The following is a 14,214-nucleotide window of genomic DNA, read 5'->3' as shown; positions in this document are numbered from 1 at the left end:
CACCTCATATTTATTTTTCCACTCATAGGTGTGGATATACATACTTATCACGTTTATTTTAATAAAAGTTGTTTGTTTCATAATGGTGTATTATAATTTTATAATTTAAACTTACTTACACTTTCATCAAGTTCCTCTACAACTTTATTGAGCTTCTGTACAAAACCAGATACATTGTCATATTCTCATAAAAAACTAAAAGCACTAGGAGTTTAGCTCACTAATGCTTCTAATTTTTTAAAGTTCGTTATGGCTTGTTTTAAAATTACTCTAGATGATCTATACTACCGAACCTTTTGAAAGCTTCCTCATAATCTTTTTTAGAAACATTTTGTTCATTTATTCTATAAGCAGCCTTAGCCTGTTCCGAATCACCATATCTAGCTTCATTACTAAAAGCTGTAAATACTTTCTCACAATGTCCATTCTCTAACTTATATCCTGTAATATAATTAGAGCCGCCTCTACCACCATGAGTAAATAGTACCTTTTCAGATTTACTATAGTCTGCACTATAGTTATGATCACTTGGTAAATGTTCTATTTTAATGTTTCCATTATTATATGTAATTACAGACATTGTTAAGTTTGCCTCACAACTCCCATGATGTACTAACATTTCATATACTCCATCCTGATCTATATCTATAATCCAATGATTGTCTATAGTACTTTTACCATCACCAGAAAATATAATTCCATTATTTCTCTGCCAATCTGTATCATTTAATAAATTATTATATACTTGTAATTCTTGGTGAACTTTATCTGCAGCAACAGCAGTATTATTATCACTGTTATTACTGTTTACATTACTGTTACCTGTAATTCCTGCAACAACATCATTACTTAATACTCCAATTCCTCCTAGTATAGTTACGTTACTTACATTGTTATTAGTAATGTAACTGTTTACACTGCTTTGATTACTATCGCCAACTAGTATAATAGGATTTCCATTCTTACCTGCTAATACTGAACCCGAAAGAGCATCTGCAAAACCTTTATCAGAAGCCAAGTAAACTGTACTTAAATCTAATTGCCCCTTATAATTATTTATTAAAGCTAAATTTCTATCATATTTAGTTGATTGATTATAGGTTTTAGTAGGATTTAATGAACTTACCACATTATTAGATAATACATCCTGTCCACCTATAACATTTATTTCTGTATTATTAGTTTTTACTTGATTATTTATATAGTTTTTAACCATATCAGACACATAATTTTGATCTACTAACATTATAGGATATTGTAATTTAGCTGCAATTGGAGCTGCTGAGAGTGCATCTTCGTAATGCTCTCCATTTACAATAAATACCCCTTTAGAAGTACCTAGTTCTTTTGCTACATTAACAGAAGTTTCATACCTATCTTGTCCGCATATTCGTTTTACACTAATATCCATACTTTTAAGTGTATTTTCTACCTGTGGGCTTACAACTCCTACACCACCAATAATAAACACATTTTTAACACCTAAGCCTTGTAATTTTTCTTTAGTAGAATTAGTTAAACTGCTAGTATCAGTTAAAAGAATAGGTGCATTAAATTTTTTAGCTAAAGGTGAAGCAGTTATTGCATCAGGAAAGTTCTGACTATTTACTAAAATTGCACAACTTGATTGTGTCCATCCTTGTGAAACTATTGCATTACTTGTCCCATATCTGTCTTGTCCTGCTAACCTATTAACATTATTTTTTGCAAATACACTAGTTGAAGTAGTTAATAGACTTGTCCCTAAAGCACATAACATGAATAGTAATTTAATTCTAATTTTCATTTTGTTTCTCCCTTATTATAGTATGATGTAAATATTATCTTTAAATGAGTAAAAATGATAACAAAATACCTACAGAAAATAATATAACACATGATAAATCAATTAACAATTTGTTTTGCTAATGGAGCTATACTATTCAAAAAACACAACCGCCTGTAAGCATCTATTTAAGCCACCTACAGGCGGTTCATTGGTTTATATATGTCTAACAATTATAATTTTCATTTTTATAATTTAAATTTACTTACACTTTCATCAAGTTCCGCTGCAACTTTATTGAGATTCTGTACAAAACTAGCTACATTCTCAGATGATGCATATAGTTCTTCTGATGATGCTGATATTTCTTCTGATGATGCAGAAGTCTCTTCTGACACAGCTGTAAGTGATTCCACCTTACTTGAAATAGTATCTTTTGATTTCATAATAGTTCCAACAGAACTATAAGTATGATTAATTAAAGTACTTATATCTTTAATTGCTGATAACATATCTTCAAAAGATTTCATAGTATTTTTTGCAATATCAGATTGGTTTACAAAAGCAACTTTAACATTGTTTGAAGTTTCAATTACATTTTTTGTTTCTCCTGTTATATTCCTTATAAGCTCGTTTATTTTTTCAGTTGAATCCTTTGACTGTTCAGCTAAATCTCTAACTTCTTCAGCGACTACTGAGAAACCTTTTCCTGCTTCACCAGCTCTTGATGCTTCTATTGCAGCATTAAGTGCCAATAAATTAGTTTGCTCTGAAATATCATCTATTACTCCAGTTATTTCTCCTACTTTAGAAACACTATAACTTAAACTTTCTATTTTATTTATCACTACCTCAAATAAACTATTAACTTCATTTATTGATTTAAGCAAAATATTTATTTTATCATTACCATCTTTAGCTTTGGCTTCCGTAAAGCTTGAACTTTTATTAACTTTTGAAAGTCTTTCACTCATATCATCAAGCTCTTTTTCAAAATTAGATACTATATCAGAAATATTCATGAGATCATTTGACTGTTCAGTAGCCCCTTTAGCTACATCCTGTATAGCTTTTGCAACTTCACTCGCAGCATTTTTCACATCATCAGAATTCGAATTTAATTCAGATGACATTGTATTCACATTTAACGTTCCACTTTTTATCGTAGAAATAGTATTTTTTAAATTTCCTACCATATCTCTAAACGAACTTGCCAGTAAGCCTATTTCATCTTTACCATTTACATTTATATCATTGTTTAATTCCCCGTCAGCTATTCTTTTTGAAACATTAACTAAATCATTTAAAGGAATAACTATTCCTCTTGACATTTTAATAAGTATTAGTGCAAATAGAAGAAACATTACAATAGATACTAATACTATGATAACTATAGTATTACGGATAGCTGTGCCTACATTTTCCATTGACATACCTATATCAACAGAACCAATAAATTCTCCATTTTTATATACAGGAACCATTATATCGTACACATTAATATTTTTATATCTATATTGAGAACAATAAGTTGCTCTTTTTTCTATAGCAGTTTTAGTTGCACTATCTTTTAATGTTGTCCCTATTTCATTCTTATCACTATCTGCTTCAACTTTTAAATCTTTATTCACATATAAAGCATACTTTATAGATTTATCTTTAACCATGTCGTCTATTAAAACTTGAGTCTTTAGTGAATCAGTTAATTTTTGAACCTTATTTGCAATAATTCCTACTTGAACCATACCACCAATTGGATCTTTTACAGCCCCATATTTATAATAGTCATTACTATCAGTACTTTTTCTTATATTCTCCATTAATTCTTGCTTTTCACCCTTAAGCACAGCATATGATGCATCCTTGCTGGTAAATGGTGTTAAGAAACTACTTTCTAAATTCGAATATGTTACTTTTCCAGATGCATCCGCAACATTTATTTCATCTACATTAAATTGCTTTGCTAAAGCTTTTAAATAATCATTATTTAAATTACTTTTATTTGCAATTACAAATCCTGCAAGTGTCCTTATTCTTTCATCAATAGATTCATTCAAGGTATCCACTGCCATATTATTTTTTCCCATATCCTTAGAAACTTGATTGCCCATATTAATTCCATCAGATTTCATTTGAGATAATATTTTATTTCTTGATGCGGCTATTGATACCGATGCTATAACTGCTATAATTACAAACATTACAATCATAGGTATAACTAAAATTTTTACTTTTATTGAATTATTTAATTTTTGTTTCATTCCTTACCTCTCACATAAATATTAATAAGTTTTTAAACTAATTACCTTATTAATATAACTATACCACTTTTTTGTCTACTAATGACCATTTTTATGCATAAATTGCTAAAATGTGATTTATACCTTTCTATATTCTCTACAATAATTTAATTATATCCTACACTACTCATGTACTTTTATTTCATCAGTAGATGTATGTTTGTCTATAGTTTCCAATTTTCTAACAAGAATACATCCTAGTATACTAACTATAATAATAAACACTGCTGGAAAATGACTATTTATTCCCCATAATATGCCTGTCAAGGTTCCACCCGCAAATGATCCAATAAATTGTACTGTATTGTAGATACCAGTAATAGTTCCTCTAATTTCCTTTGTAGAAAGTTTCGTTACACTTCCCGGGAGTATTGCGCTAAGATTCATATATCCTGCCATGAAAAAAGTAGTTCCCAAAAGTATAATATAAAAATTGTTAAAGAAGAGACTTCCTCCTCCAACCAATATACCTGTAAATGAAAAAAATGCTATCATCGATAACTTTCCTCTGTCTGCCAATTTTGAAGAAACAATCATGATGATAATACCTGTTAAAGTTGCTGGTAAAAATACTTTCCACATTGAAGATGCACCAATACTTTTCTCTAATAATTGAGGAACGATATAAAATATGCTTACCATTGTATAGCTTGCAATGAAGCCTGAAATAGCTAGTTTTGTAAATAACTTATTTTTAAATAATCCTATATAATCAACTTTTTTTCCTTTCTCTTTTGTTTTCTTAACATCATCTTTTTTAAGAAATATCACTATATAAATCCATGATAAAAACACTAGAATTGAACAATATGCAAATAATTTAGGAACTGAAAGTATGTTATACAAAAAAGGTCCTCCAACAAACCCAACTACTCCTGCAGACCCACTAAAGATACCAACAATACTCATGGCTTGATTTCTTTTTTCATCTGCAATATTGTCACCAATCCACGAAAAACAAACAGCAGCTACTGCACCTACCCCTTGTAATGCTCTTGCTAGTATAAGTAAATAAATATTATCAGCTATTGCCGCCAAAGCTAATCCTGCTGCCAAAAATAATGAACCAATTGTTATGACATTTTTTCTTCCAATTTTATCGCTTAAACTACCAAAAGGCATCTGCATAATTCCTTGAATTAAACCATATATTCCAATGGCTATACCTACAAGTGCTGGAGTATTATATAATAATGTATTACCATACACAGACATAAATGGAAGTATCATAACCATAGCAAGCTGTCTTAAAGCCATTGCAATCCCTAAACTTATAACAAAGTTCATTTCATATCTGGTAAAAACACTTTTTTCCGTAATTACTCACTTCCTTTGAATTTCAAATGATATTTATTTTAATTATATTATGTTCCTTATAATTCCAAATTTCTATATAGGAATTTTACCTTATCGTACAGCTATAATATTTGATGACATAGGCAAAATCTTAAACCCAATATTTCTCCAACCAAAATTAAGGACTCAGATCATAATTCCGAGGCCTTACAGACTACTAACCAGCTTTGAGCGTGGATCTGATGAACTAATTCTGTCAACCCATACTTCATTCAATTACAACTTCTATATCTAATTAATCAAATTTCCTTAAGTTTATGATGTTGGGCATTACCGGTGGTTTTCTTGACAGCTAAAGCTGTTACGCTAATTAACGTAACAGCCTCTCTTATTTAAATCATGAGATAAATCAATTATTTAATTCAACTTTTAAAACAACTTTTTTTACATGAGATGGAGTATTAACTTGAATACATGCCCTATGTCCATCTTCAGGATAAAATACTACGAAATTACCACTGTGAAGAATCAATTCACTGCTTGTCGAATTTTCCTTATAAAAAGCCTTATCGTTTTTAGAAAAATCATCTTCAACCAAGTTTAATTTATCAATAGGTGACCATTCTATTTTTTCAATACCATCTAAAATTACTTGAATGTCAATATAACGTTTATGTGATTCAAATTTACATTCACTTTCCGCTCTAGTATCATAAGACTGAACAAGTGCAAACACCTTGTCCCCATCTATTAAATGCTTTCCAATTTCTAGATTATCTAAATCAATATCTTTTAAAAATTCAAATGCCTTATTTATTCCTTCATCTTTATCAAAATACCTTTTTACATTCTTTACTTCTCCAATAATCATTTGTCATCGCCTCTTTTAATCCAACCCTCAGAAATACATACATACTTAATGTTTTGTCTAAAATACGTAAATGTAACATGAATTCTATCATCTGGTGTTTGTTTTATAGAAGGGTATGAATACTCCCTATTTAATTTTTCTTTAGAATTATTGGTCATACAGAATCCATCGCCCACTTCTATATTTCTCATATATGGCCATGTTTTTCCTTCATCTTCTGATATTGCAATTGTAAGAGGTGCTCTTGGTGCTCCCCAAAATGCCGTCTTTCTTCCATCTTGAACTTTTTCTTGAACATCATTTTGAACATCTTTCTCAATTTCATCATATAGTGAAGCCCTACGCTGGGTGCATTTATCTGCATTCATATTATTAAATACAAGTGCTAAATGTCCATTATTCAATTTAGTAAATTGTATAGATGAGTTATTATTAGGCAACTTTGTAGGTACTGGGCTTTCCCAAGTAACTCCATTATCTTTAGAATGACTTATATAAATATTATCTGCCCATCTGCTTCTATAAAGTGCTACTAAAGTTCCATCAGACAACTTTTCTACATTCATGTGAACACATCCAAGACTATTTGGTACTTCATATTCCTTCCACGTTTTGCCTTCATCCGATGAAATTTTAACTGCACTATAATCGTAATCTCCTGTCCACTTCTTACCTTTAGGTGTATTACAATGAAATACAGGAACAAGCCAATCTGAGTTATCCAGTACTACAATAGGCTGACGTATAAAAGTTCCTGGTGTATCAAATAATGTTTTTATAAGTCCCCATGTAACTCCATTATCCAATGATACTCGATATTTAACCTCAGCTGTATCCTGATTGCCAGAATTCTGCGAAGTATATAGTAACCATAACTGTCTATTAGGAGCTGGAAACAAAATAGGATTTTGTTCTGATTTAGTAGGATCATCGGATAACTTTACTGGAGATGACCATTTATTTTCTCCTTTTTTCAATCTAGACATATATATAGAAATATCTGACATACCTTCCTGTGTTCCAGAAAACCATGTGCATAATAAATCTCCATTATCTAACGGCATAATATTTGATGCATGATTTTGTGGAGAAAATGATGGCAGATATGCTTCTAATCTCTCTGAGTCATCACAAACTTGATATATTTCTCCTTGTTTAGTGTCAATATTTTGCTTTTCCATATTATTAATAATCACTCCATTCTCTAGTTCATATAAGTTCCACCATTTATATTTATAGACTCTCCAGTTATAAAATCAGCCATGCTAGAAACTAAAAATAAAACTGTATTTGCCACATCATAAGGCTTTCCAAGCCTCCCTAAAGGTATCCTCGACAGTACCTGCTCACGATATTTAGGAGACCATTGATCGGACATATCTGTTTCTATAGGACCAGGGCAAACTGCATTAACACAAATATTGTACTTTGCCATTTCTAAAGCAAGGTGCTGTGTAAGATAATTTATGCCTGCCTTTGATGCTCCATACGAAGGTGATGCATTACGATGTGGCGTTTTAGCTGTAGTAGACGATATATTTATGATTTTACCATATTTTTGTTGTATCATATATGGCAAAACCGAACTGCATGAATAAAATGTACCATTCAAGTTAGTATTAATTACGCTTTGCCAATCTTCAGACTTAAGCTCTAACGTTGGTATGCGCATATTTATCCCTGCATTATTTACAAGAATATCTATTTTTCCAAATTTGTCGATAGTATTGGAAACGATTTTTTTAGAAGTATTAATATTAGATATATCTCCTTTTGTTATTAAACACTTCTGTCCAAATCCTTCTACTTCTTGTACTACCCTTTTTAACAAATCTTCTCTATTAGCATTAATCATTAATGAAGCACCATTTTGAGCTAAAGTTAAAGCAATTGCCCTGCCAATACCTCTACTTGCACCTGTAATAATAGCAACTTTTCCTTGTAACAACATTATTCTTAACACCTCTCTTGACAATACATAACTTCAATATTTTCTAAGATCTATAATTTATGCCACCTTTGATTCAGGTTTTTTGTTCCAATGAAGCAATCTTTCAATAACCATAACTATAATAGGTACTACAATAGAAACATAAATATTATCAATTCCAAAAGGATTGTTCAATAAATACCATATTGTAGTAGCAATTGCTGCACCTATAAGTCCCAAATTAGCTCCTCTACTGCTGTTAAAGAACGGACAATAAAAAGCAATAACTGCAACTATACCAATAGATAAACGCAAAGCTCTAGTAAAGAATGACAAACTTAAAATTTGTGGTACATAAAATGCAAATATTAAAGGTGCAAATCCAATAATTACTGAAATTATACGTGTCATTTTAAGTTGTTTTTCAGGCGTAGGTTTACAATGTGGAACATAAAAATCGCTTACAATTAAGGATACAATTCCCAAAGCAACTGTGCTAACGCTTACAAATACCGACGCAACAAGTGAAGTAGCAACAATTCCTGCCAAAACAGGACTCATTGATTGAATAAATATTGGCAATGCGTATAAGCTCTTCATATGAGGGAAAAGATACCTTGCAGATACACCAGCAAAAGCAATAGCAAGTGCAAGTGGTATACAAAATGCTGCAGCTATCATAGTTGATTTTTGAGCAGATTTAGCATTTTTAGTTGATGAAATAGCTTGAACAACAAATTGAGTTGAAAATATAGAACCACCAGTTGCAATAATCCAACCTATTACAGTAGTAATTCCTATTTTACCTGTACCAGTAAAGTAAAAATGCGGTAAACTATGTGTTATAGGTGCAACACCATGTGTCAAAACTAGTGCTGTAGCTACAATAATCATAACTCCAACATATTTTACAGCACTGTGTAATACGGTAACATAGGCAACACCTTTCATTCCACCAAATGAAAAATATATTGTACTTACAATCCCTATTATAATCATTGCAACAGGAAGATTAACTTTTAATACAGTAACTAATGCACTTGCTCCACTTATGTAGTTACCTACATTTACTAAGAATAATGCATATATCATTATTACAGAAACAATTAATTTTGTTGATTTTCCATACTTCTTTTCGATAGCTCCTGAAATAGTGAATTCTCCGGTATCATATAATTTCTTAACAAAAAATAATCCATAAAATATAAATCCAATGGAAGCTGCAAGTACTGACCAGGAAGCCGCCATACCATTTTGAAACGCAGATTGTGCAGTTCCAACTGTAGACTTGGCACCTATATATTCTGACATAAGTAAAACTCCTACAATAAAGGTAGGCATACTTTTACCTGCCGTCATAAATTGGCTATTATCTTTACTACGAAGTTTAACACTTAACCATGCTGTAAAAATAATATATGCTAATATAATGGATACAATAATTAGGGTTTCCCCCGATGAAAATGTTTTCATTTGTTACACACCCCTCTTATATTTTAATCAAATCAGTATGAATTTAAATATTTTAATCATACTGACTTGATAATTTACTTTTTAACACTTAATTTTTAGGTACTAATTCAACTGCTGATTTAATTGCAGCTAACATACTTTTTTCATCAGCAATATTTTTTCCAGCTATGTCAAAAGCAGTTCCGTGGTCAACAGATGTACGTATAACTCCTCCGTTTAACCCAACTGTTACATTTATTCCATCAGACATTCCAAGAACTTTTATAGGAATATGTCCTTGATCATGATAGCATGCAACTACAATATCAAAGTCGCCATTTACAGCACGAAAAAATACTGTATCCGGTGGATAAGGTCCAGTTACTTCTATACCATCTTCTTGAGCTCTTTTTATTCCTGGAATCAACTTTTCCTCTTCCTCTCCATTTCCAAAAATCCCATTTTCACCAGCATGTGGATTTATACCAGAAACTGCAATTCTAGGTTTCTTGTACCCTGCTCTAGAAAGTACCTCATTGGCTAACTTAATAACCTTATAAGTTCTATCTGGATTTATCATTTCAACTGCTTTTACAAGTCCCACATGTGTTGTAAGATGAATTACCTTAAGTTTTGGTGAAGATAACATCATTGAATAATCTTTTGTATCAGTTAACTTGGCCAAAATTTCTGTATGTCCGGCAAACTTATGTCCTCCCTTTTGCATAGCTTCCTTATTTAAAGGAGCTGTACAAATAGCTTGTATTTTCTTTTCTTTTGCAAGTTCAATAGCTCTCTTCACAAATTGAAATGCCGCATCTCCAGATACCGGAGATACCTTTCCAATAGGTAAATCCTCCGGAATTATATCAATATTAAAGCAATCAATTTGGCCATACAAAAACTTTGCATCTTTTATATCATCTATCAAGTTTAAGCTAATATCTAATTTAGTAACTTCTATTGCTTTTTTTAAAAACTTTGGATCTCCTATAACTACAGGTGAACAAATATCGTATATATCACTGTGCTTTAATGCCTTTACAATGATTTCAGGACCAACTCCTGCTGCATCTCCCATCGTAATACCAATTACAGGTTTTTTAAGCATCTCTTTTCCTCCTTTCTCTAAAATTATTTCATTCCTTTATCTGCGTTTTCCTTTAACACTTTCTTTAAAGCTTCAATACCTTCTTCTGGTAATTGATTAAAAGGAGCACGACATTTACCAACATTGTATCCTAATAATGATACTGATGTTTTAACAACTGTATTTGGATTTCCATATTTGAAGCAAGCACGGAAACTAGCTATGCTATCTTGATATTCTTTAGCCTTTTTCCAATCACCTTCCATATAGCAATTATAAATTGATGCCATAGTGTGAGGATATACATTAGCACATCCAGCAATACCTCCCACACCACCTGCCTTTAAAGCCCAAAGAATTAATTGGTCATTTCCAGATAAAACACTGAAGTTATTTTTTTCAGTTGCAGAAATATATCCAAGAATATTTGTAAAATTACCCGAAGAATCTTTTACACCAACAATGTTAGGAATCTCACTTAATTTACCAACTGTTGCTGGAGTTAAAGCATTACCAGTACGCGCTGGAATATTATATAATATGATTGGCATATCTACTGCTTGGGCTACAGTTTTATAATGATCATATAATTCATTTTGACTGGCTACCGCGAAGCTAGGTGTAATTATGCTTAATACATCAGCTCCTAAATCCATTGCCATTTTTGATTGCTCAATTGTTTCTTTAGTTGAAACACATCCTGTACCTGCATATACTGGAACACGTCCATTAGTTTCTTCAATTACAGTTTTAAGAACTAACTTCTTTTCTTCTTTATTTAAAATATAACCTTCTCCATTAGTACCAAAACAGAATATAGCATGTACCCCACTTTCAATTTGGCGATTTACTTGTTCTCTAAGTGCAGCAGCATTTATAGATTCATCCTCATTCATTGGTGTAATCATTGCTGATATAATTCCTTTAATTTCAGCTTGTTTCATTTTTAAAACTCCCTTTATTATAGAATTTGTTTATATAATGCACGGGCATCTTCTGAAGTAACTTTACGCATATTATTATCTAGTAAACGTGTAACCTGCATTCCTGCATCAACTAAAAGATCCAAATCAGATGCTGGTACATCAAAAGTAGATAGACTCGTTGGAATATCCAAATGCTTTACAATTTTTTCAAACTGTTTAATCATAAATTCACTTTTTTCTTCCACAGTAGTGCAATTTTTTTCTCCATGAACACATCTGTCATATGCTTCAGCAAATTTTGCGCGACACACTGGTTCATTAAATCTCATTACAGGTACCAAAAGAATCGCATTAGATACGCCATGAGCAATATGATATTTACCACCAAGTGGATAACTTAAAGCATGTACAGCTGTTGTTCCTGAAGCTGTTATTGCAACTCCTGCGTAAAAACTTGCAATTTGCATTTTATTTTTAGCACTCATTGCTTCAGCATCATCACAGGCCTTAACAATATTATTAAGAATCATATCCAAAGCTTCTAGAGCAAAAATATCACTGAAAGGATTTGCCTTGTTTCCAGTAAAGCACTCAATAGCATGAGCTAATGCATCTACACCAGTAGCAGCTGCAATTTTTCTAGGTAACTTTTTAATCATAATTGCATCTAAAATAACATAATCTGCAATGATTTCTTCATTTACTATACCTATCTTTAATTCTTTCTCAGGAACTGCCACGATTGCATTAGGTGTAGCTTCAGCTCCAGTTCCAGCTGTTGTGGGTATCATCAAAGTCTTTATACACTTTTTAGCTAATTTAGGTTCATCTAATAATTCATGAACTCCATAATCATCTGTTGCAAGTATGCTAGCAAGCTTTGCAGTATCCATAACACTGCCTCCGCCTACTGCCATAATAAAATCAGCTTTACTTGCCTTAAATTCATCTACAAGCTTTTGTGCTTGACTATATGTAGGTTCAGGTGGTAGATCATCAAGTATAGTTACTTCAACTCCTGTTGCATTCACAAAGTTCATAGGATAATCTAATAAACCTGCACTTTCAATTCCTTTGTCTGTAAAAACAGCTAACTTATTTACTTTATTTTCTAAAATAATTGTTTTTATATTTTCTAATGAATTTTCACCACTATATACAACATGTGGCATTTTTAGATTATATTTTTCTAACATTTTATAACTTCCTTCCCCTCATTTAATCTTAAAAGCATTTTTGATAAATCGCTAAATATAGTTTCTTTACCAAATCCACCAGATTTTGAAATTACATTTAGCATCTTTCCATTATAATTAAGCTGTGACAGCACAACTCCACAATCCATTTCACATACAGGAAATATACCTTTAATACCAGTCTCACGTGCAAATCCAATGAGTGAATCTCCCCCCATAATGAAAATGGTACTATCACATCCTTTGTCAATTAACCGCTTCAAAATCTTGCCCATGCTAGATATAATATGTGTACGCATCTGTTCAGTTGAAATTCCTTTTTTCTGTGCATAAGCAGTTGTGCTCTCAGTGCCTTCCATATCGTTTGTATCAAGAATGACCATATGATTATTTTCACTAGAATCATACAAATTCTGAATAAATTCATCTGCATCACAGTTTTCTGCCCAATCAGTGTTCAGCTTTTGCTCTGGAGTAAGTCTAAAATATGGTATTCCCTTACACTTTGCATCATTGCATTGAGCAACTGAAACTGGATTAACACTGCCACATGCTACAAGCATATTGGGTTTTATTTCAGGTATTCGCGGTCTCTCACTTCCAAGCTGAAGAATCTGTGATAATATAGACGCTAATCCTGCACAACCAGCTATTAGATGCATTTCATCCTTTTTATTAAGCTTTTCAGCAATATTTTTGATATCCTGATCACAACTCGAATCATACACTATGATTCCTTCTGTTGATTCACATGATTCTGAAATATCTGCGCTCATAATGTGAACTGGAAGCTCAGACTGAGAATTAATAATTTCCTTTACATCTGAGTAACAAACCGGCTCAAAAGGGTCCTGACCAAAAATGCTTTGAGCAACTGGAATTCCATTTATATAATGTACACCATTTACAGTAGTGCGACCCATTTTCGGAAATGCAGGAATAAAATGAATGTGTTTTGATTTACTTGCCAGCATTGCCGCCGTAAGTTCTGCACCAATATTTCCACGCAAAGCAGAATCAGTTTTTTTATAAATATATGAAATCCCGATTTCAGTTGCTTGTTTTACAATTGAAAATACTTTTTGATACGCTTCTGCCTTATCAAGATGGCGAGTCTCTGCATCAATTACTAATACTTCCACATTTGACTCTATTTTAGTGTAATTGATTTGAGAATCAACTATCACATATGTTACAGCACCACTAAGTGTGAACTGCACACCTGTATCTAGTGCTCCTGTAAAATCATCTGCTATTATCAATAGTTTAACCATGTAATGTAAGGCCTCCTCCAATTAATGTAATGATTTCTATTAATAAAAATAAAATATTTAATAAAGATTTCATGGACATTATGCCGTGTTCTTTATGCCCTTATAATATCAGAA

General features: G+C 31.8%; 11 protein-coding genes. All 11 read right to left on the bottom strand.

The genetic code is table 11. The annotated features are described in order from the left end of the window. Positions 1-265: 265 nt before the first annotated feature. The 11 genes from CLRAG_RS14340 to CLRAG_RS14290 all read right to left on the bottom strand — a co-directional run bounded on the left by CLRAG_RS14340 (position 266) and on the right by CLRAG_RS14290 (position 14,100). Positions 266-1,786: a cell wall-binding repeat-containing protein gene (locus CLRAG_RS14340; protein ID WP_065079046.1), complete on the bottom strand. Its 1,521-nt coding sequence runs from the start codon at positions 1,784-1,786 to the stop codon at positions 266-268. Positions 1,787-2,013: 227 nt separating this feature from the next. Continuing rightward, a complete protein-coding gene (locus CLRAG_RS14335; protein ID WP_065079045.1) occupies positions 2,014-4,026 on the bottom strand; it encodes a methyl-accepting chemotaxis protein in 2,013 nt (670 codons plus the stop codon). A gap of 162 nt (positions 4,027-4,188) precedes the next feature. Further along, the gene (locus tag CLRAG_RS14330; protein ID WP_065079044.1) at positions 4,189-5,352 is read right to left on the bottom strand and encodes an MFS transporter; all 1,164 of its coding nucleotides are present in this window, start codon (positions 5,350-5,352) and stop codon (positions 4,189-4,191) included. A gap of 418 nt (positions 5,353-5,770) precedes the next feature. Beyond that, the gene (locus tag CLRAG_RS14325; RefSeq protein ID WP_065079043.1) at positions 5,771-6,232 is read right to left on the bottom strand and encodes a NanQ anomerase/TabA/YiaL family protein; all 462 of its coding nucleotides are present in this window, start codon (positions 6,230-6,232) and stop codon (positions 5,771-5,773) included. Continuing rightward, on the bottom strand, positions 6,229-7,413 hold the full coding sequence (locus tag CLRAG_RS14320) for a sialidase family protein (RefSeq protein WP_065079042.1): 1,185 nt from the start codon (positions 7,411-7,413) through the stop codon (positions 6,229-6,231). The genes CLRAG_RS14325 and CLRAG_RS14320 overlap by 4 nt, the downstream gene beginning before the upstream one ends. A gap of 23 nt (positions 7,414-7,436) precedes the next feature. Continuing rightward, the gene (locus tag CLRAG_RS14315; RefSeq protein ID WP_065079041.1) at positions 7,437-8,183 is read right to left on the bottom strand and encodes an SDR family NAD(P)-dependent oxidoreductase; all 747 of its coding nucleotides are present in this window, start codon (positions 8,181-8,183) and stop codon (positions 7,437-7,439) included. A gap of 57 nt (positions 8,184-8,240) precedes the next feature. Beyond that, complete coding sequence (locus tag CLRAG_RS14310; protein WP_065079040.1) at positions 8,241-9,635, bottom strand: sodium:solute symporter family protein; 1,395 nt, start codon at positions 9,633-9,635, stop codon at positions 8,241-8,243. Positions 9,636-9,723: 88 nt separating this feature from the next. Next, positions 9,724-10,725, bottom strand: a complete 1,002-nt coding sequence (gene pdxA, locus CLRAG_RS14305) for a 4-hydroxythreonine-4-phosphate dehydrogenase PdxA (protein ID WP_065079039.1) — start codon at positions 10,723-10,725, stop codon at positions 9,724-9,726. Positions 10,726-10,748: 23 nt separating this feature from the next. Next, positions 10,749-11,648 carry a 4-hydroxy-tetrahydrodipicolinate synthase gene (dapA, locus tag CLRAG_RS14300; RefSeq protein WP_065079038.1) on the bottom strand — a complete coding sequence of 300 codons (900 nt, stop codon included), beginning with the start codon at positions 11,646-11,648 and terminating at the stop codon, positions 10,749-10,751. 17 nt (positions 11,649-11,665) lie between these two features. Then, positions 11,666-12,826, bottom strand: a complete 1,161-nt coding sequence (locus tag CLRAG_RS14295) for an iron-containing alcohol dehydrogenase (RefSeq protein ID WP_065079037.1) — start codon at positions 12,824-12,826, stop codon at positions 11,666-11,668. Beyond that, entirely contained in the window at positions 12,820-14,100 is a 1,281-nt protein-coding gene (locus CLRAG_RS14290; RefSeq protein ID WP_065079036.1) for a four-carbon acid sugar kinase family protein, read from the bottom strand. Before CLRAG_RS14290 ends, CLRAG_RS14295 begins: the two co-directional genes overlap by 7 nt. Between the last annotated feature and the right edge of the window lie 114 nt (positions 14,101-14,214).

It is taken from the genome of Clostridium ragsdalei P11 (assembly GCF_001675165.1).
GTDB classification, from domain to species: domain Bacteria; phylum Bacillota; class Clostridia; order Clostridiales; family Clostridiaceae; genus Clostridium_B; species Clostridium_B ragsdalei.
The sequence above is the reverse complement of the archived record's forward strand: the minus strand, read 5'-3'. Positions and strand labels throughout refer to the sequence as shown.